This is a genomic window from Aminobacterium sp., from assembly GCF_034926885.1.
In the GTDB taxonomy this organism is placed as follows: domain Bacteria; phylum Synergistota; class Synergistia; order Synergistales; family Aminobacteriaceae; genus Aminobacterium.
The window spans coordinates 80,292-103,346 of the sequence record NZ_JAYFQR010000018.1 but is presented as its reverse complement, the minus strand read 5'-3'; the positions used below and the strand labels follow the sequence as shown (position 1 = coordinate 103,346).

Below are 23,055 nucleotides of genomic sequence, written 5' to 3'. Positions count from 1 at the left end.
GAGTAAAAGATGGAAACCTTGAAGCTGAGACGAATTAAAGTAGCAGACGTGCAATTTGGTTCAGTTACAGAAATTCAGGGAAAAACGCTTTTTATCAATAAAGAAGAACTCATCTCTCTTCTGCTCGAAGATAAACAGCTTCAAAGTGTTGATGTTAAGTTGGCGAGGCCCGGGGAAAGCAAACGAATAGTTCCTGTAAAAGATGTGATTGAACCACGGACAAAATTAGACGAAAAGACATACACCTTCCCGGGCTTTTTTTGTGATCCCGATTTTATTTCTGGTCGAGGAACGACTATTGTCCTTGATGGTGCTGCCATCGTAACGTCAGGAAAACTTGTCAATTTTCAGGAAGGGCTTATCGACATGTCTGGCAAAGGGGCAGAGTATAGTGTCTTTTCGAAGAAAAATAATATTGTGCTTCTCTTCGAGCCCGTTCCTGGCCTGGGAAAACATGAACATGAACGAAGTGTACGGAACGGCGGAGTGAAAGCTGCTCGCTTCATTGCCGAAGCTGTTAAAAATTTCGGGGAATATGAAGAGGCAGAATATCCTGCAGCAACATTACTTGAACTTCTAGGTAGCAATGCTGCATTACCAAAGGTCGTCTATATTTGTCAGACCATCGCTCAGGGCCTGCTTCATGACAATTACTTTTATGGACTCAATGCCCAGGGGTGTCTTCCTGTGCTTATGAATCCAACGGAGCTTATGGACGGAGCAGTGGTAAGCGGAAACTGTGCGGCCCCCTGCCACAAGCACACCACTTACCACCACCAGAACAATCCCATTATAGAAGACCTTCTCTCTGAACACGAGAAAAAAATAACATTTCTTGGAGTTATCGTTGCACCTGTTCGTACTGCTTTTGTGGAAAAGGAAAGAATCTGTAATCAGGTTTTTAAGATAGCTCAGATGATAGGAGCGGAAGGAGCCATTGTCTCTGAAGATGGAGGCGGCAATCCTGAAGCTGATCTTATGATGCTCACGAGACTCTTTGAGAAGAATGGCATAAAAACTGTGTTGGTGACAGATGAATATGCTGGCTCTGATGGCGCTTCTGCCGGTCTCGCCGATGTAACGCCTGAAGCTGATGCTGTTGTGACGAATGGAAACGGTAATGAGCGAGTAATTCTTCCTCCTATGGATGAAGTTATTGGGCACATTGAATGTGTTGATGTAATTACTGGCGGTCATTCGGGAAGTTTGCTTCCTGATGGGTCAGTTGCTATGGAAATAGCTGGCATCATGGGGTCGACGAACGAATTAGGAACAGAAAACCTCACCACTTGGGCCATATAGGAGGACAGACGATGACTAAGATTAGAGTAGTTCATTACATGAATCAATTCTTCGGACAAATAGGAGGGGAAGACAAAGCTGGTATTCCTCCTTTTGCGACAAACGATCCAGTAGGTATTGGTAACGTTTTTCAACTCGCATCGAATAATCGCTACGTTATCGTGAAAACCATTATTTGCGGAGATAACTACGCAGCAGAAAACCTTGAAGAAGTAAAAGCAAAGGTTCTTGAATGGATTAAAGAAGAAAATCCAGATCTGTTTATTGCAGGTCCCGCTTTTGCTGCTGGTCGTTATGGCACTTCATGTGGAACTTTATGTCAGGCAGTTATAACAGAATTGGGTATTCCGGCAATAAGTGCAATGCATCCAGTTAATCCTGGCGTTGATATTGCCAAGAAAGATATGTTTATTGTCGAAACGGGCGACTCGGCGCGAGAAATCTCATCAGTTGTGCCTAAAATGATTCGCCTTGCTGACAAAGTGCTCAATAAAGAGCCTATTGGCGGCCCGGAAGAAGAGGGATACATTCCGAGGGGCATACGGATAAACGTTCGTAAAGCTAAAAGAGGTTCTCGTCGGGCAGTGGATATGCTCGTTAAGAAAATGAATAACGAGTCCTTCACAACAGAGCTCCCCATGCCGGTTTTTGATACAGTTCCTCCGGCTCCGCCTGTCTCTGATATGAGTGACGCAATCATTGCCATAGGTACGGAGGGAGGAATAGTTCCTCGCGGCAACCCTGATCGTATTGAAGCTCATAACGCATCTAAGTGGTGTCACTATTCCATAGAAGGCATTGAAAGCTTAAAAAAGGGCGATTACGAAGTTGCCCATGGCGGATATGATCCAGTGCCAGCCAATGAGAATCCCAATCGCGTATTACCTCTTGACGCAGCACGGGTTCTTGAAAAAGAAAAGGCCTTTGCACGACTCCATAATGAATATCCAGTAACTGTGGGAAATGTTACCGCCGTAAAATCAGCAGAGCGCTATGGAAAAGAAATGGGAGAGATGCTGATGAGCCAAGGGGTGCAGGGCGTTATTCTCACTTCAACCTGAGGAACAGGCACTCGTTGCGGTGCAACGCTCGCTCGCGAAATTGAACGCGTAGGTTTGCCAGCAGTGCTTATTACGGCTATTCCATCTGTTGCCTTCACTGTCGGAGCCAATCGGATTATTCGCGGGGTAGCTATTCCTTACCCTGTAGGTGCTCCTTCTGAAGAGCCCGCAGAAGAACTCTATATTCGAAAATGTCTGCTAGAAAGAGCTCTCAAGGCATTGGCAACTCCTATTTCAGAACAAACAATTTTTGAGGAATAACTATGTTGGTTCTATCGAATAATCCTCGGGTGATCAGCGCCTATTCATGTGTAGAGTCAGTTGAGGGTACGGCGATTCAGGTTCTCGAAGCCGCACAAAGATACATTTATACAGGATATACGCTTTACGGACATCCTTTGGCAGGTAACGCCCGCCTCTGTAGAAATCCATATCGTTCCGTTGCCCTTGAAGAAGGCCACAATGAAATATGTGTCCGGTCAGTCCTTTGGATAGAAGATGCTTTAGATCGTCTTTCCCGTGGAGAGTTCGATACAGATAGCTCGAAAAGTGACGATTACAGTCTTATCGATTTCGATTTATTTCTATCTATGATCCATATACATTGAGGGGAGGACTAACTATGAATCATAAATTTGCAGTACTTGGAAGTGGAAATGGAGCACGGGCTTTTTGCGCACAGATTGCAGCTAAAGGGTACGATGTTGTGATGTGGGAGCCTCTCGAAGCGACAGAAGATTACAAACGTCTTCGCGAAGAGAAAAAGATGCATCTCAAGGGAGATATTAATATAGAAGGAACTTTGTCTGGAGTAACTATGGATATTGAAGAGGCAATGGATGGAGCAAAGGTTCTTTTCGTCGTGGTTCCCTCCTTTGCTCATGAACCTATCTTCAGAAAGATGCTTCCCCATCTTAAAGATGGTCAGCATATCGTTGTTGTTCCCGGAAACTATGCAGGTTTCAGATTCCGAAAAATAATGAAAGAGGAAGGTATTGATGTAAAGGTATCTATCTCTGAAACAGCATCTATGCCTTATGCATGCAGAATCAGCAGCTACGATACGGTTATGATCTTCAAAAAGAAATTCAAATTACAGATGGCTACGTCTCCAGTATCCGATACAGAAGAAGTACATCGCATTGTTCAAGACATCTTTGAAGGATATGTTGAATATATTCCAGCTGACAACCTGCTTGCCATTGATCTTGACAATATCAATTTTACGTTGCATCCATTCCCAGTACTCTTGAACTATGGTGCCATTGAAAAGAATCCTAAGGGGTTCAGGCACTATATGGACGGAATTACTCCTGAAATAGCAAAAATCATGGAAAAGTTAGAAAAAGAGCGCATAGCTATTGGTAAAGCCCTTGGAGTACACCTTATAGGCGCTCTTGATCAGTTGAAAATGTTTTATGGAGAAAACGAAGCTCACACATATTATGAGTATGTGCAGAGTCCGGAGTCGCCTTACGTCGATTTAGTTGGCCATAATATTAAAGGAAGATATTTGACAGAAGATGTACCGGGTGTACTTGTACCGGCCTATCTTCTTGCCCAGAAGGCAGGATATGATGCTACAACAGTAAAGCTTGCCATCGATCTGGCTTCCAAACTTCACGATGTCGATTATTTGAAGAATGGCACAACACTTGAAACATTGGGAATCGCAGATCTTTCCATCGAAGAAATTCTCAATATATAAAAGGAATATGAAGTCAAAGCAAGAAGGGCCTTGCTGATAGAGCAAGGCCTTTCTTGTCTTTATTTTACTGCTTCAACATACGCGGAGCGGACAAATTTTTCTACGCCGCTTTCAGGAAACCAATCTTTTATATACTCTTGGCTCTCTTCTTTTATAGTAATTTTAAAACTTTTAAAACCAACACGTTTTAATATTTCTTCTACTTCTTGAACAGTAATAGCTCCTGCGACACAGCCACTATAAGCATCTAAATTGGTTTTTATTTCTTGGGGAAGTTCTTGTAATGCTATGACATCTGCAATAGCTACACGCCCATTTTTTCGAAGAACACGATATATTTCTGAAAATACCTGCTCTTTTTCTGGGGAGAGATTAATAACACAGTTTGAAATAACGACATCAATAGAAGCATCAGCCACAGGTAGATGTTCTATTTCCCCAAGTCTGAACTCAACATTGGAATATCCCTCTTCTTCAGCCATTACGCGGGATTTGCTGACCATTTCAGGAGTCATATCGACCCCTATCACATGTCCATTCTCACCGACAACTTGGGCTGCTAAAAAGCAGTCAAAACCGCCGCCGCTTCCTAAGTCTAAAACGACTTCGCCAGCTTGTAACTCTGCACTCTCTTGGGGGTTGCCACAGCCGAGCCCCATATTTGAGCCTTCTGGAGTAACAGAAAGTTCTTCTGAAGAATATCCTAATTCTTTAGAAATAAGAGTCTCAGGTGACGTTGAGCAACAGGAAGAGGAACCGTTGCAACATGCACATCCCGATTGCATATTTGGGTTTTGAGCGATCTTCGCATATCGTTCACGAACTTTACTTCGAATTTCATCGGAACTTTTTTGTTTTGCCTGTTCAGACATGTTTTCACCCCTAAGTATGTATTAGCTTTGTACTATATTGGAGGGCTTCATTGTGCAAAATATGTGTTTGAAATTAACTAAGGTTGAAATAATCAAATATTATTTTCGCCATTTTCTGAGAGTGCTTTCTTGAAAATCTTAAATCCGGCAATAACTACGTCACGAAGAGGGTCATCTAAAGTTTTTAATGTGTTATCGATACGTGAAATAAAAGATTGATGAAGTGATTGTGCCATTCCTTCCCCCTTGGCTGTCAAACCTACGCAGCAAACGCGTCCATCCCTTGAGTTCCGTTTTCTTTCGGCGTATTCTTTCTCTTCAAGTCTGTTTACAAGGCGAGTCCCCCCACTTTTTGTGAGAACAAGTTTTTCTGATAATTCGGATATAGAAATGTTCCCGTGTTGGTAAATGAAATAGAGAGCTCGATATTCCCCATAAGAAAGATTGCCACAACACTCTTCGTTGAAGCTTTTTCCGCTAAATTGCCAGACAATGTCTTCTATTAAAATTGCCAGATCTTGGGTTTGACGTAACATGAAGAACCTCCATATAGTTGATAAAATCAATTATATGAGATGGGGCCCTCTTTTGTAAATATGTATTTAGAAAAATATGTGTGTTCTTATTTCGATGACATGATAATTGCTACGGGACGAAGAGAAGGAACATTTTCGCACACGATCTTTATAACCACAGCAATAGGAACAGCCAAAACAGCACCTACGCCGCCCCACAGCCAGCCCCAGAAAAGAAGGGAGACAAGCACGATAATAGGATTTATATCGAGAGCATCTCCCATAACTTTGGGAGCTAAAATGTTTCCGATACCAACCTGGATAGTCAACAAAGCAATGCTCGTTATGATGGCAGGTGTGAAGTCAGGATAAAACTTTACCAATGCAACCAGAATGGGGGGAATTGATGCCAATATAGAACCGATGTAGGGAATAAAGTTAAGCAAAAAGGCTAACACACCCCAGTTTACAGAGAAATCAACGCCTATAAACTTGAGAGCCAACCAGACAGCGACTCCTGTCAAAGAACTTATAATGACGGCTGTTGCCAAATAACGCCCTATTTGTTTAGAAATTTTATCAATAATATGTTGAAATCGATAGGCAGTTCCTGGAGAGAATGCTCTTTTAAGCTTCCCAGATGAAGCGGGAGACCCCAGTAAAATAAAAATAAGAAAGACAATAACCAGAAACAAATTGCTCACGAGAGAAATAGCTGTTCCAGGCAGGGTCAGAAGCCACGTCGTGAGACGACTCCCCCAGTCAAATTCAAAGAGTAAATCTGTAGGGATATCATTAGCTTTGCCAATCTCTTCTACGAGAACTAAAAACTGGTCGTAGTACGAGGGAAAAGCATTTACGAAAGGTACCAGACGCCTATATAAGAAGGTAAAACCTAGTAGGCAGAGTCCAAGGAAGATGGCTACTAGGGCCGTAATCGAAAGGATGGGCGGTATTTTTTTGCGCTCAAGTGTCTGGATAATCGGTTTAAAAATATACGAAAGCAACCAAGCGACAACGAGAGGCATTACAACGCCTCTAGCAAAGCGTAATACCATGCCACCAGCAACAATACTTAAAAAGCCCAAGAAAAATATCTGACTTCGTATACCATATCGACCAATAAATGGAACTTTTTCTTTTGTATCTTGGCCGTTGTCTTTTTCAAAAGGAGAACTCATGATTTGCCTCCAACGATCATAATCTTTCGAAATCCAATATATAAATCATACCTTATTTTAAGGGATACGTGGCGACAAATAGAGGAAAGGGGAAAACCTCATTTTTTAAGGTTTTCCCCTTTAGCTTACCCAAAGTTGATGGCTACTCCACCTGTAAGAATCAGAACAATTCCAATCCATTGAGGAATGAGAATAGGTTCCCTATAGAGAAGTCTTCCCCAAAACGCTGCAAAGAGGGGGCTTGAAGCGGTAATGGGAGTAACGACAGATGCCGGAGCATATCGCATTGCTTCTGATGTAAGAAAACCACCTAATCCCATAGAGAGAACACCAACTGTTATCATCATGACCATATTTTTGAGAGGCATCCTGAATAATGGTTCCTGGCGATTGTTTCTTTGCCAAGAAATACCCCAACATATCCAAATGGCTATGAAAAAAGATATCGATTGCCAAAAAACAAGAGCGTGGGGAGAAATATCTCCGATAGTCATTCCCCAACGGGTCAAAACAAAGTTAACACTCCAAAAGAATGCTGCAAAAAGAGATAAAAGAACTCCCTGTAGAGATTTTTGTTTTGGCTCCTCTCGTTTCATTCGAAAGACTACAAGTCCTACAAAGATACAGAAGGTACCGACAATAGTAGCTGTAGTTGCCCTTTCGCCAAGGAAAAGTATTGCAGCAACACTTGCAAAAAACGGATAGGTACCTGTAATGGCTGTCGCTGTACCGGGACCTATAAGTCTAATCCCATGGAAAAAAAGTGAGTCACCAATAAGAAGAGCGGAGAGCCCACCTATTGAAACCATAAGAGCAGAATGTGAATGTGAAGCTACATGCAGCACATTTGGAGAGATAAGAGCAATAATGAGTCCACATCCCAGAAAACCAATACTGCGTATAGCTTGCATTTTCAACGCAGAACTATTGTTGATGCAATAACGATAAATGATTGGTGCGCTTCCCCATACAAAAGCGACGAGAAGGCTATAAAAAACTCCAAGTATATTCACAGCGATACCTTCATTCGATTTTATTCAGTAAAGTAAAAAAATTTACTTTTTTAAGCTTTCTCTAATTGCATCACTGTAGGCCTTAGTGCGGCTCCAGCCTTCCTCGTAATTTTCTTTGACAATGGCTTTGAAAGCCCGTTTTTCCAGTGCGTAAAGCTGACGAACAGAAATACCGCCAGGAGTGCTTGTCTCACGAAGAAGTCCAGCAATATCGTCGATCTGGCGTTCCCATACCTTTAGGCAACCTTCGACTGTTCCGAATGCCATGTGTGATGCACTCTTATAGTCAATGCCAAGAAGTAGTGCTGATTCAACCATGGCCTGGAAGAATGCATAAACTGGAGCAGGTCCGGTAGTTGCAGTAGCGACGTTGATTTTCTCTTCATCAAGCATGTAGGCTTTTCCCATAGAATCGAAAAGTTGCATTAACATTGCTTTCTGCTCATCAGAAACATTCTTATTAAAAGCGACAGCAACAACCCCATGTCCAATTCTGCTGGGAGGGTTGGGAAGAGCTCTGGCTATTGCCAGGTCAGGGAAGATATCTCCATAGAGTTTCATGGGAATACCAGAAGAGATAGAGATAAGAACCTTATTGCTGAAATCGGGCTGAATCTCGCGAAGTTCCTCGGCAAGATCCATGGCGTTGTCAGAACGTACACAAACAAAAACTATATCTGCCGCTTTAATAACGTCAATTTTGCTTGCGGCAACAGTAAGACCGTAGCGTTCGTGCATTTCGTTCTCTCGAGCCTTGAAGATGTCTGTAATATGAATATCTTCAGCTTTAACAAGCCCGCTATTCAAAATGTTTTGAGTGATAATCTCGCAGATGAGACCAGAACCAATAAATCCGATTTTCATAATTTTATACCTCCGATATTTCTATATTTTGTGAAGTTGCAGTTTTCTGTATGCGGTAGCTCCAGTGGAAAGCAGCAACATTCAGGCCGATTAAAACAATTGCCACCAAACGGTAGGCTTTTGAATATCCCGCATATGCGGCGATTGAGCTTATAACTGCTGGCATGATAAAGAAGGTGCCAGAGTACAGTAGTCCATAGATGGCTGCCAATTTTGTTCGAGTTCTATCATCTCCCAAATCTCCAATAAGACATGTCATTGCAGGAAATCCCACTCCCATGCCTAAACCGAAAAAAACCCCTAAACCTATTAGTTGAAAAGAAGATGTCGCAAAACTGGTGCCGAAAATACCCACAGCAGTGATAAATGTGGTAGCTCCCGCCATAAATCGACGAGGGAACCGATTGAGAAAAGATCCTCCCAAGGTGCGAATCATCAATGAAGTGATTGCAGCTGGAAGAAAGAATGCCGTGGCTATAAGCTTTCGTTCATAAGCGAGAGAGACAAACGTTATTTGCATGGCGTCTACCAATGAAAAAACAGCCATAACAGCCATAAAACCTAAAATTGGGCGCATCGAAAATATTTCTCTATAACTGGCACTTTTTGTCTCTTTTTTTGAAAGAACGGGCATCGTTTGTTCGCCCTTAAAGCCATAACACATTAGTAAGCCACCTGAAACAATCGCTACGAGAATAACCGCATAGGTGCGAGGGTATCCCTTTAAGAGAATCCATTCGAGAATAGGGGCTAAGATTAATGAGGGTAAAACATAGCCCAGAGAGATGAGCCCTATATCTCTACCCCTCGTTTGTTCAGGTACCATAACCATTTGATAGGCAATCATTGCGACTCCCTGAAGAGTCATTCCCAAACCCAAAAGAGTTTTATATAAAATGACGGTCCATACTTTGAGAGGACCGAAGGCTATTGCCAAAGATGCAGTAAGCAATAGAGTGAAACCGACTTTGAGAGAACGATCGAGCCCGATTCGATCAGCTACTGCAGGGGCAAAAAAACGTGATAATGCCGATATCCCATATCCTGCCCCCATTATCCAACCCAGCCAAGGACCTGCATAAAACCCCATCCCATCAAAATAGGCAGGCAAAAAATAGTAACCGCTATCCATTGTTGCGGCTGCAAATGTTATAAAAAGGAGTTGGAATACTACCGGGCTATATCTCATCTCTATTCGTTTGCCAATTCCTTAAGAGCATGAGCCATGATACATGTGCTACGGAGTAACCTATCTATAAGCACTCTTTCGTCAGCTCCGTGGGCAAAGTCAGGCTCCCCATTGAAGGTTCCACCGAAAGGAACCATATTAGGCATCTTTTTGGAGTACGTGCTTCCACACATAGCAAGCAGCCGACTTTTTTCTCCTGTCGCATTTTCATACCCTCTGCTTAAAGCCTTAATTAAGCGATTATCAGGAGATACGTATAAAGGTGGAATCTTTGTCTTGATATCAAGATCAATGTGTTCATCAAGGCAGGCAGCTGCAATCTTAGAGCAAACGTCGTCAAAAGAAAGTGTTTGCGCTGGAATATATATTCCTACATAAAAAGAGGCGCTATCTCTGTCACCTTCAAGAGTAGCTAAGTTACAGGTAATATTCCCTGTGTGAGGGTGAGAAGCTGCCAATTCTAATGTAGAGAGATCGGGACAAAAGGCGAAATTTTCACCAATAAACGAGAAAAAGCGCCGATAATTTTCCGCAATGTCCAATAATGACAATAGAGTGCAGAGACGACCAATAGCATTAACGCCTAATCCGGGCAACGTAGCATGAGCTGCTTTGCCTGTTACTGAAAAGCTGAGAAGAGGCCCTTCCCAGTTGAGAGAAAAAGGCCAGTTATTCTTTGTCGCCTCTTTTGTAAGAAGTGTAGATGCTTTTTCTAGGTCTTCTTTTGCTCCGCTGAGAGTGGCCTTAGCTTTAGCAGGAACTGAACCTGTTCCCTCTCCACCTTTATAAGAGACAAGTTCAATCTTGCCAGGCAGAAGATTATTAAAGCTGCAATAACCAGTAAATTTAAGAGCTCCCTTTTCGGCATTGACCACAGGATACTCTCCATCAGGAGTGTAGCCCATGAGAAGCGGCCCCTCAGAGTCAAGATATGTTGCAACATCTCTCATCTGTCCACTCTCTTCGTCAAGACCGAAAATGATTCTTACTCTGTGCTTTAGCGGTGCGTGAGAATCAGCGAGAGCTTTTAGTGCAAAGAGAGAACTGAAAAGAGGTCCTTTATCATCTTGAGTTCCTCTTCCTCGTATGTGGTTGTCTACAATATCTCCACAAAAAGGATCAAAACTCCAGTTTTCTCCAGGAGGAACAACGTCGAGATGCCCCATTGCCCCAACTATTTTTTCTCCATCGCCATATTCTGCCCAAGCAACTTTCCCGTTGAGATTAGTAGTACGAAATCCCATAGATTGGGCCACGTTTAAAGCGTGATCTAGAGCATTAGCAATTTCTTCTCCATATGGATGTTGTGATGTAGGTTCAGAACATATGCTTGGAATTCGAACGCTTTCCTGCACAACTTTTATTAAATTATCAGCGTTTGCCAACACAAGTTCGTCGAGTTTTTTCATTCTCTAAACCTCCGCTTCTTTTATATAGTGTAAAGAGAGATGAAGTTCTGCCGCTTTGAGGCGGCAGAACTTTGTATTGCTGATTATTGCTGATTAAAGAAAATCACAGATATATTCCGAAATCTCCGAGCATCGAACTTTGAATTTCGTATTTTGGGGAACCATGTACACTTCACCTTTATTGATTCTTCTCCAATCAGAGTCTTGGGGGAAAAGAACTTCCACAGAACCCTTTGTCATAAGAACCTTTTCAGGACCATCGGAGTGAAATTCGTAATCTCCGGGAAGATATACTCCGAGGGTTTTTCTGCTTCCATCTGGAAAAACTAATGTTCGACTTTGAACTTTCCCATCAAAGAAGATATTAACGGGTATCGATACTTTGACGGAGTCAAAGAATTCAGCCATGTGAAGTCTCCTCCTCATTCCCTTATTTAGCTATAGCCGCAGCTCTCCTGGCAGCTTTCCGAGCGGCCTTTTCCGGATCAAGGTAACCAACTTCAAATTCTTTCGTGAGACGGAAAATAAGAGGAGATAACAACGTTAAGGCTACAACGTTCACATACACTGGAACTGCAGGTTGAATATCCAATAGCATCCATACCACTGAAGGAACCATATTGTTATAGAAGGCATAGAGCGTAAAGAGCAACGGAACACCGGGTCCAGTAAATCGAACAAACTGTATATATTTAATACGTTGTTCACGAGTTTTGTTTCGAGTGCAATAAACAATTAATGATTCAAGATACGAGAACCAGCCTGTTGTTGTTGTCAAGGCGAAGATCAACATAAAAAATGATAGGGCATATGCTCCAAAGGGGCCGAATACTGCTGTTAGAGCATCTCCAACGGCACCGGCTCCACCGTGTCCCGTCTTCCATGCGCCGGTAACTATAACCATAAGACCAGAAATAGTACAAATTAACAGCGTATCAACACCAACTTCAAATGCTCCCCACATTCCCTGTCGTCCTGGATGATCTACATCCACTGTTGCATGGATAATGGCAGAACTGCCCCACCCTGCTTCATTGCTGTAGACACTCCGGGCAACGCCTATCTGAACGGCCTTAATAACAGCAACACCGGCAAAGCCGCCGATAGCAGCGCATGGTTTAAATGCATAAGTAAAGATACTGGCAATAGCCGTTCTAAGGGCGGAGAGATCTTGGAATATAACATAAAGACCAGCAGCTAAATAAAGCAAAACCATTGCCGGAACAACATTTTCCGCAAACTTGACGACTCTGGGAATACCACCAAGAACGATATAGTAGCAAAGGAGCGTATAAGCAATACTCATGCCGATTGCCGCATATTTTGATAAATCAAAGGAACGTTGAAAAGACTCCATAATCGTGTAGGGACCAGGAGCAACGTAAAAAGAGCCGATCATAAAGATCGTAAATACGACAGCAAGAATTTTGCACCACTTCCAGCCTCGTTCTTCAACAAGACCTTTTCCAATATAAAAAGCGGCACTTCCGTAAGAGCTTCCGTCTGAATAACGCTGTTTATAGTGCTGTGTCAAAATTATTTCAGCCATCTTTGTGGCCATGCCTACCAGCGCTGCTATCCACATCCAGAAAAGAGCACCGGGACCACCAATAGCAATAGCACTAGAAACGCCAGCAATATTACCTGTTCCTACAGTACCGCCAAGTGCTGTAGCAAAAGCTCCAAAAGAACTGATGAGATTCCCTTTACTATCTTTTTCCTTCTTCTTTTTTCGGAAGAGGGTTCCTATCGTGTTGTAGATAATGTCACTTGCTCTTCGGAATTGGAAAAAACGCATTCCTACAGTTAAATATATTCCTAAAATAATGAAGATAATTGGAAAATATGGATTCCAAAGCACTTTCCAAGCAAAGAACTCTAGTAATTTTGTCACTTGTGTAACGTCCATGGGTGACAGGCACCTCCTTAGAATATGGCACTACAGGAACTAGCAGCGCGGAAAAAAAGAAAAGATCCGCGCTGTAATAACCAAGGCTATTCAAAAAAAGTCGTGTCTGTTTCAATCCATAACGAGCTCAAGCAATTTTTAAGATCTTAAAGTTGGAAACAAGTGGTGCTGGTTCCTATCCGCGATTCCACTTCTTTTTGGCGTCTTTTTTGATATCAATTTTCTGTTTGTAATGAACGCCTCGTTTGTCTTGTTCGGCCATAACCCAGTTGTAAAAATCATCATCTGCAGCGAGTTTCTCAGCAGAAACCATGCCGCATCCCTTGATTCTTCCTTCGCACATTGCGCGAGCAAAAATGCCGCATGTGCTAGCTGTACACCAAGCCATAGAAGTGTAGCCACTCTCGGGTTTTTCAACCTGGGCTATTTCCCATGTGTGCTGAACTGCGTCATCACCTTTGTATCCCTTGGTGATAATGCGCATGATAGAAAGATCGAGGTCTCCGGGAAGTTTCTTATATTTGTCAGCGAAAAGGCTGAAAAGAATCTCGCGGGGAACAAGATCATGTTTGGCAATCTTACGAGGTTCCCAATCGAAGAGGTCAAGGTTCACCAAAAAACGCATCTGTTCGGTGAGTCCTGGCCAACGGACGGTATAGGCTGCCATATTGGGGACATCATGAAAACTACGGAAAAGGCTTCCGAGTCCGTTGCTTGTGAAGGCTTCCATTGTGGGGTAATCTTCAATTTGGAAGTCTTTAAGTTCGCTTAATGCTTTGAGAACTACTTCTTGTCCATCTCGAACGACAGTGCTTGGTTGTGCAAACTGGTTAAGGTTGTCTGTTAATGACCATGTCGTGGTATAGTTAAAAGGAGGGCGAGGGTTATAAGGAATACCACCAACATAAACATACATTTCTTCACACTTATCGAGGAGGTGATAACCACGGCCCGCAAAGAAGTTACTCATACCAGGCTCAAAGCCAATCATGGAAATTCCAAGACCGCCAGTCTCTTTCCCGATCTTGTCGTAAGGTTCATCAGAACGTCCATGCATACTAGAAACACTTGCCAGTTTCTTTCCGTATTTCATTGCGATCTCGGTTACCTTATACCCGACTGTTCCAGGCATTGCAGCAGTTACGATATCGACATCTTTAGAAACTTCTTGAAAAAGTTCTTCGTCAAGGGCAGAGCCTTTAACGGTTTTGGCATCTGGGAAGAGACGTTTAGTTTCTTCTAAGTTTGAATCACTCATGTCAAGAACGGTAACGTCGAAGTCTTTAATAATATCGTTAACGATACAACGACCGACCATCCCGGCGCCAATTTGTAGTGCTTTACGTTTAGCCATATTATAAAACTCCCTTCTGAATAATAGGTTTTGCGTTAAACGCGCAGAAAAGAAGTCAAAACAAGAAAGAACGTCGCACGACAATAAATTGAATTCATTGAATCCATTGTGTACAGCAAATAATATCAGAAAAAAAGTTTCTGTCAACGGCCATTTCATTTCAAATTAAAATAAAAAAGTGGCAGCTTTGGGCTACCACTAAAAATTCGCCTATTTCCCTTTGCTGTGAATCGGTTTTATAAGCTATTATTTGGGCTCAGAAATTCTTGCACCGCCAACATCTTCTGCGGCAGTAAGTATGTGCGACTTCATTAATGCCTCGGCTTTTTCTTCATCTCGTTCTTTTAGTGCCTCAAGAATGGCTCGATGTTCGTCGAGACTTGGGTTCCCGCTGAAATCAAAAAAGGATTCAAATAACACAAGATAGACTAAAGAACGAGAAAGAACGCTTATGATAAGATCGTAAAGAACGACATTACCACTGGCTTCAGCGATAATTCTGTGGAAGGCATTATTGATTTCCAGATACTTATCGAGGTCTTTTTCGACAAAAATATTTTCCTCTTTCTGAATTTCTTCTTCTAACATACAAAGCTGAAGAGGAGTAATACGATGCACGGCTTTTTTAATAGCAAGACATTCTAGATATGCGCGCATCTCAAATGTGTCTTCAATTTCTTCTCTTGAAGGATCGACCAGACTGGCTCCTTCATTAGGAACAATGTTAATAAGACCTTCGTTCGAGAGCCTTCGAAACGCTTCTCGTACAGGAGTACGGCTAACATCGAGTTGTTCTGCTATGGATATTTCGGGAAGGCGCTGGCCTGGCTTAAACTCTTTATTCATGATTTTATGGCGTAATTCCTTATATACGTAATCCACAGAAGACCGTGCTTGAGAAACATTTCTCAATGGCAATTCCTCCCTATTCCTCTTATTTTCTCAACAGAAATGAATAATTCACATTATACATTACATAGTAGCGATGTTAAAGAATTCAATGTATTCATTGAATTTTGTTTAGCTTATAAACTTGACAGCGCAGAAAAAATAGACTATGAATACTATGTATTCTTTGAATACTTTTAGTATTATAGCAAAGAAAGAGGAGGAAGCTCATGGATAAGAATAAAGTTGTCTATCCGTATATCCCGAACTCTGTTTCTCACGTTCAGGAAGAAATGTTGAAGGCCATTGGAGCGAAAAGCATTGATGAATTTTTTGAGTGCGTTCCAGATGAATTAAAATTAAATAAACCACTAGATCTTCCTGAACCGCTTCTTTCTGAAGTTGAGCTTAAGCGGCATTTTGAAAAAGTTCTTTCGAAAAATGCTACAACGTCAGAGAATATCAGCTTCTTAGGTGGCGGTTGCTGGAATCATTACGTGCCGGCTATATGCGATGAAATAAATCAGCGCTCAGAGTTTCTTACAGCCTACGCAGGTGAACCATATGAAGACCACGGAAGGTTCCAGGCCCTTTTCGAATTTGAAAGTATGATGGCCGAACTTGTTGATATGGATGTCGTCAATGTTCCTACATATGATGGGGCACAGGCAGCTGCAACATCAATCAGAATGGCTACTCGCATTACCAAACGTGATGAAGTGCTTGTGGCAGAAAGTATTCACCCGGAAACAAAAGCTGTTATAAAAAATTATAGCAATCCAGATCTTTACATTACATATGTTCCCTGTGATCCAGAAACAGGATGTGTCGATCTTCAAAAACTTGAAAGTCTTATCTCTTCAAAAACGGCAGTCTTCTATTTTGAAAATCCCGCTTTTATCGGAACCATTGATGTCAATGGCAAAAAAATTGCGGAACTTCTTCATAATGCCGGTGCTCTTATGGTTGTAGGCATTGACCCTTCATCCATGGGCTTATTAACACCTCCATCTCGTTATGGTGCCGATATCGTATGTGGTGATTTACAACCGCTGGGAATGCATCTCTATTATGGCGGTGCCAGAGGCGGCTTTATGGCTGTTCAAGATGACGAAACTTTTGTAAGAGAGTATCCGTCTCGTCTCTTCGGTATTACCCCTACAACTTATAAAGAGTGGGGATTCGGAGACGTAGCGTGGGAACGCACTTCTTTTGCAGAGCGCGAAAATGCCAAAGAATATGTTGGAACGGCGGCAGCCCTTTGGGGAATTACTGCTGGTGTGTACTTAGCTCTCATGGGGCCTGAAGGCATGAAGGAATTGGGCGAGAACATATATATGCGCTGTCAATATCTTATGGAGAAAATAGCCGCTCTGCCAGGAGTAAAAATTCCTCTTCAGGCAACACCTCATTTTAAAGAGTTTATTGTTAATTTTGACGGTACGGGCAAAACAGTGAAAGAGATTAACAAAGCCCTCTTAGATAGACATATCTTCGGTGGACTTGATCTTTCAACTCTTTTCCCAGGGTACGGAGAGAGTGCTCTTTATAGCGTAACCGAGTGCGTTACACAGAAAGATATGGATACTCTCATCGCGGCTCTTGGCGAAATTCTTGCGTAGAAAGGAAGGAACGCTCATGGGTATGAATATGCAGACAAAATTGAGAGACTTCCATCAGGCTCGATGGGATGAGCCCATCATTTATGAACTCACCACACAAGGTGAGCGCGGTGTCCTTTTGCCTAAAGTAGAAGATGGAATACGTGAAACTGTTAAAGATACGAAAAAGCTTCCTTCTCATATGATTCGTTCAGATAGGGCGGATCTTCCAGAAATGTCACAAATGAGAGTTTTAAAGCACTATTTGCGACTTTCTCAAGAAAACTTGGGTGCTGATCTGAATATTGATATTGGACAAGGAACATGCACCATGAAATATAACCCCAAAATAAATGAAGTGCTGGCACGGAATCCAAAAGTGAGCGAACTTCATCCCTATCAGGATGAGTCAACGGTTCAGGGTGTGCTCGAAGTTATCTATAACATGGATCACGCTCTTCGTGCCATTTCGGGAATGGATGCCTTCTCCCTTCAAAGCGGAGGCGGATCTCAGGCTATTTACGTTATTGGTTCTATCATCAGAGCATGGCTTGAAGAGACGGGGCAGACTGAAACAAAAGATGAAATTATTACCACAATATATTCACATCCCTCAAACACTGCTGTAGCTAAATTGAAGGGGTTCAAAATAATTACAATTTATCCTGGGAAAGATGGTCGTCCAGATTTTGAAGCTCTTAAAAATGCTGTCTCTGAAAGAACAGCAGCACTTATGATTACAAACCCTGAAGATATAGGTATATACAACTCTCGAATTAAAGAGTTTACAGACTTGGTGCATAGTGTTGGCGGTCTTTGCAGCTACGATCAGGCAAATCTCAACGGCATAATGGGCATTACCCGGGCGCGAGAGGCCGGTTTCGATATGTGTTTCTTCAACCTGCATAAAACGTTCTCTGCACCTCATGGCTGTGGTGGCCCCGGTAGTGGCGCTGTTGGTGTAACAGAACGATTGAAACCCTTCTTGCCGGTTCCAATTGTGGAAAAAGATAGTGAAACACAACGTTTCTATCTTAAAGATGATCTTCCCTATTCAGTAGGTAAGATTAAGAACTTTTATGGAACAGTTCCTGCGATTCTGAAGGCCTATGCCTGGATTCGAGCCCTTGGTGCTGATGGAGTAAAAGAAGCAGCCAGAGTTGCTGTTTTGAATAATAACTACATGTTTAGAAAAATATTGTCTATTCGCGGAGCTTCTGCACCTTACGCCGAAGGGGAACATCGTATTGAACAGGTACGTTACAGTTGGCAGAAGCTGAAAGAGGAGACAGGCGTAACGACAAGCGACATTCAAAATAGAATGTTTGACTTTGGCGTTCATTATTGGACAAGCCACGAACCATGGCTCGTTCCGGAACCTTTCACCATCGAACCTACAGAATCATACTCTAAGCAAGAATTAGACGAGTTTATCGCCATTACTGAGCAGATTGTCAAAGAGGCATATGAAAATCCTGAATTGGTAAAGACGGCTCCACACAAGAGCACTATTCACCATGTTGATCACGCCTATCTTGACGATCCAGAGAAGTGGGCCATTACGTGGAGAAGTTATAAGAAAAAATATAATGGCTATTTCGAAAAGAAAGAGCTAAAGGAGTAGCAAATTATGAAAAAGTTGGGGCTCATCGTCAATCCAATTGCTGGTATGGGGGGTAAGGTTGGACTGAAGGGAACAGATGGCCCCGATATTATTGCACGGGCCAGGGAGATGGGGGCGACTCCTCATTCCCCTAGTCGTGCAGAGTGTGCGCTATCGCATCTTCTTGAAATAAAAGATGAAATACGTCTCATAACCTTTCCTGGGAATATGGGGGAAAAAGTTGCCATGCAGTGTGGTTTTTCTCCAGAGGTGCTTTTAAGAGAATCTATTTCCGAGCATGTAACAGCTCGTGAAGATACCCTTTTAGCAGCAAAAGAAGCGCTGAAGCAAAATGTAGACCTTTTACTCTTTGCGGGTGGAGATGGTACTGCGAGAGATATATATGAAAGTGTAGGAACTGAACTTACAGCACTTGGAATTCCCTCTGGTGTAAAAATTCATTCAGCTGTTTTTGGCTGTTCACCCCAGCAGGCAGGGGAGCTTGCTAAGTTGTATCTGAATAATAAAAGCACTCAAGAAAAGCTTGCTGAGGTTATGGATATTGATGAAACACTCTTTAGGAAGGGCATAGTTACAGCCAGACTCTTTGGGTATCTAAATATTCCCTTTGAGAAAAGACGAGTGCAAAGACTCAAAGCGGGAAGCGCCCTGTCAGAACAGGTTTCTCAACAGGCTATAGCAGCTTATATGGCTCGTAACGAGATGTACTCTGATACGCTTTATATAGTAGGGCCTGGAACAACCACAAGGGCGTTAATGATAGAACTTGGCCTCGACTTTACCCTTCTTGGAGTCGATGTTGTGTATAACGGAAAACTTATAGCGAAAGATGTTTCTGAAGAAACGCTTCTTAAGCTTTGCTCGCGGTATAAAAAAATAAAACTTATCGTTACACCTATCGGAGGGCAGGGGTTCCTTTTCGGAAGGGGAAATCAGCAGATCAGCCCTCGTGTTCTTCGCTTTTTCTCCCGCAACGATATTTTCATTCTCTCTACGCCGGCAAAACTACATGCATTGGAGGGGGCTCCATTGCTTATGGATACTGGCGATGCGACTATAGATCAGATTTTATCAGGCTATATACGTATCGTTACCGGGTTCAACGAATTCGTGATGTACGCCATAAGTGCAATGTAATAGATAAACGTAATGATGCTCAAGCGAAAGAAAAACCTCAAGGCGGCGTAACAGCCGCCTTTTTTTATTCCCTTTTTGTTTTTTGCGCCCTTTCAACACACTTATATAGGTGAAGGGGGGTGAAAAAGAATGGCAGCTTATCTTCCATTAGAAAGTCGCCTGCAGCTTCGAGTTAACATCGGTTCTAATGAAAGCGGAGATCCGATTCTTCGTTCCATCAACTTTTCAGGAGTTTCTTCTGATGTTGAAGCTGAAAAGGTAGCAACAATTTCAACAGTGCTCGAATCTCTTCTCGAATATCCAGTAGCAGAGACACGAAAAGTAGATACAGACGTTGTGGAGTAGAGAAGAAACGCAAAATACTATATGATGGGGGTGCATCCTTAAAAGATGCCGCTCCCGTTTTTTCCAGAAAGGAGTGATTTTAGTGAAAACCCTTCGTCTTAAATTTGGTACCGCAGATGGAAAAAACCGAACCCTCTCTCTTCGCTATGCACGTGAAGATGTTACAGATACAGAGGTAAAGGAAGCAATGCAATCCTTAATAGACAACAACATCTTTGTAAAAGGGTTAGCCGCTATTCTTGGGGCTGAGCTTGTAGAGACTACTGTAACCCCTATTATCGAGGGATAAAACGTGGCCTTATGCGGCCGGAATGCACTTCCGGCCGTTTTTTCGTGTTTTAAAAAAAGGGGGGAAATGTATGGAAGACTTATTGGCATCGTGTATTCAAAGCGGTTTTTCGGTGGCTGTAGCGGCATATTTGCTTGTGCGCATGGAAAAGAGGCTTGATGATCTGGCCGGTGCCATCAGAAGTTTGGAAAGTGCAATTACTCATTTGGGAGGAGGGAAACGTTATGAAAAACAAAGTCAATTTAATGCAGCTCACGCCCCATTTTAATCTTAGCGAGTTTCAATGCAAATGTTGTTGCCACGTAAAAATATGGGCACCTCTTCTTCATCATCTCGAAGCGTTGCGACTTTTTTGGAAGAACCCCTTAGTTATTACAAGTGGTTTTCGATGTTTGCGCCATAACAAAAAGGTAGGAGGTGTTGCGCATAGTCTTCACACTCAGGGGCGTGCAGTTGACGTTGTTGTAATGAAATCTCGACAGACATTTTTTTGCAAGTTGGCTAAAAAAGCAGGATTTACAAGCATCATAGCCTACGGAAAAAGAAACTTCGTTCATTTAGCCTTAAAGACAGAAAGGAGTTATCGTGAATGACTGATTCTAAATCTTTAACACTGAAAAATATTATACGAAAGAACATTGATCTTATTGAAAAAACAGCTCGTCGTTATACTGGCCGTGGTGCAGACTTTGAAGATTTACAGCAAGAAGCTTGTCTGGCACTGATTCATTTAGTTCAAAAACGTCCCCTCGAATCATGTAACGACATAGGTGAATATTTACGAAAAAGACTTCCCGGTAGAGTACGAGATGCAGCTCGCCGGCATAGGTATGAAGAGCATAATTGTGCCCTTACTGAAGCTCACGAAGTTTCTATTCCTGCTCCGACGAAACACCTGCCTGTGGATCTCATCGATCTAATAGAGCGCAATTTTTCTAAACTTGATTGCTTTATTATCCGGCATCTTTTTTACGGATACACCCAAAAAGAAATATCGAAAAAGATTAATAGAACGCAGCAATGTGTTCACTATCGAATAAAGAAAATAAGAAAACGCCTTGACGAACTTCTTAGGCGTTATGAATTTTAGAGGGCTTGTTAAAGAGGGAGTTTAGCCACTCCCTCTTTTCTCGCAAATGGGCTATAATCGCATCTATTGTTTCAATAAGCACGTATAACGTATACAAGGTGATAGCATTGAATAAGCATTTCTTAGGCATTCTTTTAGCGTTGGCAACTGGCATTTCGTGGGGGATAGTAAGCCCCATCGGCAGAACTCTTGCTCTTCAGGGTGTCAATATGACAACCGTGATCTTATTGCGTACTTTTTTAGTCGTTATTGGGTGCGGACTTTTTATGGTGTTACGAACCCCGCAACATTTTCGAGTAACTTTACAGAATCAATGTACTCTTTTTATTTACGGGCTTCTATCTGTGGTTTGTACATACACAGGTTTTTTATATTCGTTGAAATACCTTACTGTTTCAGCAGCCCTTATTATTCACTACACCTTCCCCCTTGTAACCCTTATGGGAGGAATTATTATTACGAAAGAACGCCCTACACTGGCACAGGTTCTTTCTTCATTCTTGATTCTTCTTGGTGTCTGGGTTGGAATGTTTTCGGGCAAGGATGCAACACAGGCGCTGCCTTTGGCAGGTATTTTATGGGGCCTCGTTGCTGTGGCTGGCATGGCCGGACAATCTCTTCTCGGTCGTGAAATCGCACGAGAAAACATAATATCACGAGAGAGCCTCATCTTTTATTCCCATGTTTGGGGTGGTCTCTGTATGATTGCCATTAAGCATTTTTCGCATGGATGGGCAGATGTGCCCCTATTGACACTTAAGTCGTGGGGAGCCATAGCTTTACTCTCTTGTGTAGGTAGTCTTGTTGCCTACGCAGCATATTACACTGCTCTGCGCTATATATCGGCAACAGCAGCAAGCCTCGTCTGCACAGTTGAAATAGTTACAGGCATTACTCTTGCTGCTTTTATGAGTAAAGAACTGCCAACGGCATATGAATTAGCGGGAAGCACTATAATCGTTCTTGCCATTGTATTGGCAGCATTGCCACCCGATCTCTTTCAACGCCGCTTCAAACGAACCCCCAGACAAAATAACGTGTAATAGTAAAGATCAAGAGCGCTTTTTACAAGCGCTCTTTTATTTGACTTCACTCTTTATGAGTAATAAAATAACTCGAAATAGAGAAAGGAAAAAGATATCTTTATGATAGATTCTTTAATTACATCGAAAACACGAGTTAAATTGCTTTTAAAGTTCTTTCTCAATCCAGAGAATAGATCGTACTTGCGAGAACTTGCCGATGAGTTTGGCGAGTCGACGAATTCTGTGCGGGTTGAGCTCAATCGCCTTACAGATGCGGGGCTTTTAGAGAGCCACGACGAAGGGCGGACAAAGCTGTATAAGGCCAATACCAAACATCCGCTTTTCTCCGAAATACGAGCCATCGTTACAAAAACTCTCGGAATCGACCAGCTTGTAGATCAAGTTATAAAACGCCTCGGAAATGTAGAACTTGCCTTCATAACGGGAGACTACGCAAATGGCATTGACTCTGGCCTTATCGACCTTGTTTTGGTTGGTGAAATTGACAGAGCTTACCTGCAAAGTCTAATAGATAAGCTTGAAAAAATGATTGAGCGGAAGATACGAGTGCTAGTGCTGAAAAGGGATGAGTTGCAAGCGTTACGAGACAGGTTTGAAGGGCACGTGCTTGTGATTTGGGAAGAGACTACCTCTAAACATTAAGAATAAAGGCGGAGGG

Annotated in this window: 25 protein-coding genes; 14 read left to right on the top strand and 11 right to left on the bottom strand. The window is 42.4% G+C overall.

Annotated elements, in window-relative coordinates; all coding sequences use genetic code 11:
* The first annotated feature begins 9 nt into the window (after positions 1–9).
* The 4 genes from VB083_RS08620 to VB083_RS08605 are packed head-to-tail and all read left to right on the top strand — an operon-like array spanning position 10 to position 4,071.
* Positions 10–1,302 (top strand): glycine/sarcosine/betaine reductase component B subunit, encoded by a 1,293-nt coding sequence (locus tag VB083_RS08620; RefSeq protein WP_213690487.1) that lies wholly within the window; start codon positions 10–12, stop codon positions 1,300–1,302.
* Positions 1,303–1,313: 11 nt separating this feature from the next.
* Entirely contained in the window at positions 1,314–2,624 is a 1,311-nt protein-coding gene (locus tag VB083_RS08615; protein ID WP_213690486.1) for a glycine/betaine/sarcosine/D-proline family reductase selenoprotein B, read from the top strand.
* Positions 2,625–2,626: 2 nt separating this feature from the next.
* Positions 2,627–2,971 (top strand): GrdX family protein, encoded by a 345-nt coding sequence (locus tag VB083_RS08610; protein ID WP_213690485.1) that lies wholly within the window; start codon positions 2,627–2,629, stop codon positions 2,969–2,971.
* Between the two features lie 14 nt (positions 2,972–2,985).
* Positions 2,986–4,071: an NAD/NADP octopine/nopaline dehydrogenase family protein gene (locus VB083_RS08605; RefSeq protein WP_213690484.1), complete on the top strand. Its 1,086-nt coding sequence runs from the start codon at positions 2,986–2,988 to the stop codon at positions 4,069–4,071.
* A gap of 59 nt (positions 4,072–4,130) precedes the next feature.
* On the opposite strand, the gene arsM is transcribed toward VB083_RS08605, so the two are convergent.
* The 11 genes from arsM to VB083_RS08550 form a co-directional block, all read right to left on the bottom strand.
* The gene (arsM, locus tag VB083_RS08600; protein WP_323401985.1) at positions 4,131–4,943 is read right to left on the bottom strand and encodes an arsenite methyltransferase; all 813 of its coding nucleotides are present in this window, start codon (positions 4,941–4,943) and stop codon (positions 4,131–4,133) included.
* A 92-nt stretch (positions 4,944–5,035) separates the two neighbouring features.
* Positions 5,036–5,479: a MarR family winged helix-turn-helix transcriptional regulator gene (locus tag VB083_RS08595; protein WP_213699166.1), complete on the bottom strand. Its 444-nt coding sequence runs from the start codon at positions 5,477–5,479 to the stop codon at positions 5,036–5,038.
* Positions 5,480–5,565: 86 nt separating this feature from the next.
* Positions 5,566–6,639, bottom strand: a complete 1,074-nt coding sequence (locus tag VB083_RS08590) for an AI-2E family transporter (RefSeq protein ID WP_213695497.1) — start codon at positions 6,637–6,639, stop codon at positions 5,566–5,568.
* A gap of 125 nt (positions 6,640–6,764) precedes the next feature.
* A complete protein-coding gene (locus tag VB083_RS08585) occupies positions 6,765–7,652 on the bottom strand; it encodes a DMT family transporter (RefSeq protein ID WP_323401984.1) in 888 nt (295 codons plus the stop codon).
* Positions 7,653–7,694: 42 nt separating this feature from the next.
* Positions 7,695–8,516, bottom strand: a complete 822-nt coding sequence (locus VB083_RS08580) for a pyrroline-5-carboxylate reductase family protein (RefSeq protein ID WP_213690479.1) — start codon at positions 8,514–8,516, stop codon at positions 7,695–7,697.
* A 4-nt stretch (positions 8,517–8,520) separates the two neighbouring features.
* Positions 8,521–9,648, bottom strand: a complete 1,128-nt coding sequence (locus VB083_RS08575; protein WP_213695495.1) for an MFS transporter — start codon at positions 9,646–9,648, stop codon at positions 8,521–8,523.
* A 59-nt stretch (positions 9,649–9,707) separates the two neighbouring features.
* The gene (locus VB083_RS08570; protein WP_323401983.1) at positions 9,708–11,114 is read right to left on the bottom strand and encodes a Sapep family Mn(2+)-dependent dipeptidase; all 1,407 of its coding nucleotides are present in this window, start codon (positions 11,112–11,114) and stop codon (positions 9,708–9,710) included.
* A gap of 93 nt (positions 11,115–11,207) precedes the next feature.
* Positions 11,208–11,522 carry a pyrimidine/purine nucleoside phosphorylase gene (locus VB083_RS08565; protein WP_213690476.1) on the bottom strand — a complete coding sequence of 105 codons (315 nt, stop codon included), beginning with the start codon at positions 11,520–11,522 and terminating at the stop codon, positions 11,208–11,210.
* Between the two features lie 22 nt (positions 11,523–11,544).
* Positions 11,545–13,023 (bottom strand): amino acid carrier protein, encoded by a 1,479-nt coding sequence (locus tag VB083_RS08560; protein WP_323401982.1) that lies wholly within the window; start codon positions 13,021–13,023, stop codon positions 11,545–11,547.
* A 175-nt stretch (positions 13,024–13,198) separates the two neighbouring features.
* Positions 13,199–14,377, bottom strand: coding sequence for a saccharopine dehydrogenase family protein (locus tag VB083_RS08555; protein ID WP_213690474.1), 1,179 nt, complete (start codon positions 14,375–14,377; stop codon positions 13,199–13,201).
* Between the two features lie 246 nt (positions 14,378–14,623).
* Entirely contained in the window at positions 14,624–15,289 is a 666-nt protein-coding gene (locus VB083_RS08550; RefSeq protein ID WP_213690473.1) for a GntR family transcriptional regulator, read from the bottom strand.
* 206 nt (positions 15,290–15,495) lie between these two features.
* Here VB083_RS08550 and gcvPA point away from each other — a divergent pair, with 206 nt between their 5' ends.
* The 10 genes from gcvPA to VB083_RS08500 all read left to right on the top strand — a co-directional run bounded on the left by gcvPA (position 15,496) and on the right by VB083_RS08500 (position 23,039).
* On the top strand, positions 15,496–16,887 hold the full coding sequence (gene gcvPA, locus VB083_RS08545; RefSeq protein WP_323401981.1) for an aminomethyl-transferring glycine dehydrogenase subunit GcvPA: 1,392 nt from the start codon (positions 15,496–15,498) through the stop codon (positions 16,885–16,887).
* Between the two features lie 16 nt (positions 16,888–16,903).
* Positions 16,904–18,490 (top strand): aminomethyl-transferring glycine dehydrogenase subunit GcvPB, encoded by a 1,587-nt coding sequence (gene gcvPB / locus VB083_RS08540; protein WP_323401980.1) that lies wholly within the window; start codon positions 16,904–16,906, stop codon positions 18,488–18,490.
* A gap of 6 nt (positions 18,491–18,496) precedes the next feature.
* The gene (locus tag VB083_RS08535) at positions 18,497–19,627 is read left to right on the top strand and encodes an ATP-NAD kinase family protein (protein WP_213690471.1); all 1,131 of its coding nucleotides are present in this window, start codon (positions 18,497–18,499) and stop codon (positions 19,625–19,627) included.
* Between the two features lie 129 nt (positions 19,628–19,756).
* Positions 19,757–19,972: a DUF1659 domain-containing protein gene (locus VB083_RS08530; protein WP_213690470.1), complete on the top strand. Its 216-nt coding sequence runs from the start codon at positions 19,757–19,759 to the stop codon at positions 19,970–19,972.
* An 82-nt stretch (positions 19,973–20,054) separates the two neighbouring features.
* The gene (locus VB083_RS08525) at positions 20,055–20,261 is read left to right on the top strand and encodes a DUF2922 domain-containing protein (protein ID WP_213690469.1); all 207 of its coding nucleotides are present in this window, start codon (positions 20,055–20,057) and stop codon (positions 20,259–20,261) included.
* Positions 20,262–20,331: 70 nt separating this feature from the next.
* Entirely contained in the window at positions 20,332–20,529 is a 198-nt protein-coding gene (locus tag VB083_RS08520) for a YvrJ family protein (RefSeq protein WP_213690468.1), read from the top strand.
* Positions 20,486–20,854 carry a D-Ala-D-Ala carboxypeptidase family metallohydrolase gene (locus VB083_RS08515; protein ID WP_213690467.1) on the top strand — a complete coding sequence of 123 codons (369 nt, stop codon included), beginning with the start codon at positions 20,486–20,488 and terminating at the stop codon, positions 20,852–20,854. The genes VB083_RS08520 and VB083_RS08515 overlap by 44 nt, the downstream gene beginning before the upstream one ends.
* The gene (locus VB083_RS08510) at positions 20,851–21,351 is read left to right on the top strand and encodes a sigma-70 family RNA polymerase sigma factor (RefSeq protein WP_213695489.1); all 501 of its coding nucleotides are present in this window, start codon (positions 20,851–20,853) and stop codon (positions 21,349–21,351) included. Before VB083_RS08515 ends, VB083_RS08510 begins: the two co-directional genes overlap by 4 nt.
* A 107-nt stretch (positions 21,352–21,458) precedes the next feature.
* Entirely contained in the window at positions 21,459–22,394 is a 936-nt protein-coding gene (locus VB083_RS08505; protein WP_213690465.1) for a DMT family transporter, read from the top strand.
* A gap of 102 nt (positions 22,395–22,496) precedes the next feature.
* Entirely contained in the window at positions 22,497–23,039 is a 543-nt protein-coding gene (locus VB083_RS08500) for an ArsR family transcriptional regulator (RefSeq protein WP_323401979.1), read from the top strand.
* Positions 23,040–23,055: the final 16 nt, after the last annotated feature.

What these genes read in the sequence shown, in the direction of transcription:
- VB083_RS08620 (WP_213690487.1), top strand. Translation starts at nt 10, where the DNA reads ATGGAAACCTTGAAGCTGAGACGAATTAAAGTAGCAGACGTGCAATTT.
- VB083_RS08610 (WP_213690485.1), top strand. Translation starts at nt 2,627, where the DNA reads ATGTTGGTTCTATCGAATAATCCTCGGGTGATCAGCGCCTATTCATGT.
- VB083_RS08605 (WP_213690484.1), top strand. Translation starts at nt 2,986, where the DNA reads ATGAATCATAAATTTGCAGTACTTGGAAGTGGAAATGGAGCACGGGCT.
- arsM (WP_323401985.1), bottom strand. Translation starts at nt 4,943, where the DNA reads ATGTCTGAACAGGCAAAACAAAAAAGTTCCGATGAAATTCGAAGTAAA.
- VB083_RS08595 (WP_213699166.1), bottom strand. Translation starts at nt 5,479, where the DNA reads ATGTTACGTCAAACCCAAGATCTGGCAATTTTAATAGAAGACATTGTC.
- VB083_RS08590 (WP_213695497.1), bottom strand. Translation starts at nt 6,639, where the DNA reads ATGAGTTCTCCTTTTGAAAAAGACAACGGCCAAGATACAAAAGAAAAA.
- VB083_RS08580 (WP_213690479.1), bottom strand. Translation starts at nt 8,516, where the DNA reads ATGAAAATCGGATTTATTGGTTCTGGTCTCATCTGCGAGATTATCACT.
- VB083_RS08575 (WP_213695495.1), bottom strand. Translation starts at nt 9,648, where the DNA reads ATGGATAGCGGTTACTATTTTTTGCCTGCCTATTTTGATGGGATGGGG.
- VB083_RS08570 (WP_323401983.1), bottom strand. Translation starts at nt 11,114, where the DNA reads ATGAAAAAACTCGACGAACTTGTGTTGGCAAACGCTGATAATTTAATA.
- VB083_RS08565 (WP_213690476.1), bottom strand. Translation starts at nt 11,522, where the DNA reads ATGGCTGAATTCTTTGACTCCGTCAAAGTATCGATACCCGTTAATATC.
- VB083_RS08560 (WP_323401982.1), bottom strand. Translation starts at nt 13,023, where the DNA reads ATGGACGTTACACAAGTGACAAAATTACTAGAGTTCTTTGCTTGGAAA.
- VB083_RS08555 (WP_213690474.1), bottom strand. Translation starts at nt 14,377, where the DNA reads ATGGCTAAACGTAAAGCACTACAAATTGGCGCCGGGATGGTCGGTCGT.
- gcvPA (WP_323401981.1), top strand. Translation starts at nt 15,496, where the DNA reads ATGGATAAGAATAAAGTTGTCTATCCGTATATCCCGAACTCTGTTTCT.
- gcvPB (WP_323401980.1), top strand. Translation starts at nt 16,904, where the DNA reads ATGGGTATGAATATGCAGACAAAATTGAGAGACTTCCATCAGGCTCGA.
- VB083_RS08535 (WP_213690471.1), top strand. Translation starts at nt 18,497, where the DNA reads ATGAAAAAGTTGGGGCTCATCGTCAATCCAATTGCTGGTATGGGGGGT.
- VB083_RS08530 (WP_213690470.1), top strand. Translation starts at nt 19,757, where the DNA reads ATGGCAGCTTATCTTCCATTAGAAAGTCGCCTGCAGCTTCGAGTTAAC.
- VB083_RS08520 (WP_213690468.1), top strand. Translation starts at nt 20,332, where the DNA reads ATGGAAGACTTATTGGCATCGTGTATTCAAAGCGGTTTTTCGGTGGCT.
- VB083_RS08515 (WP_213690467.1), top strand. Translation starts at nt 20,486, where the DNA reads ATGAAAAACAAAGTCAATTTAATGCAGCTCACGCCCCATTTTAATCTT.
- VB083_RS08510 (WP_213695489.1), top strand. Translation starts at nt 20,851, where the DNA reads ATGACTGATTCTAAATCTTTAACACTGAAAAATATTATACGAAAGAAC.
- VB083_RS08500 (WP_323401979.1), top strand. Translation starts at nt 22,497, where the DNA reads ATGATAGATTCTTTAATTACATCGAAAACACGAGTTAAATTGCTTTTA.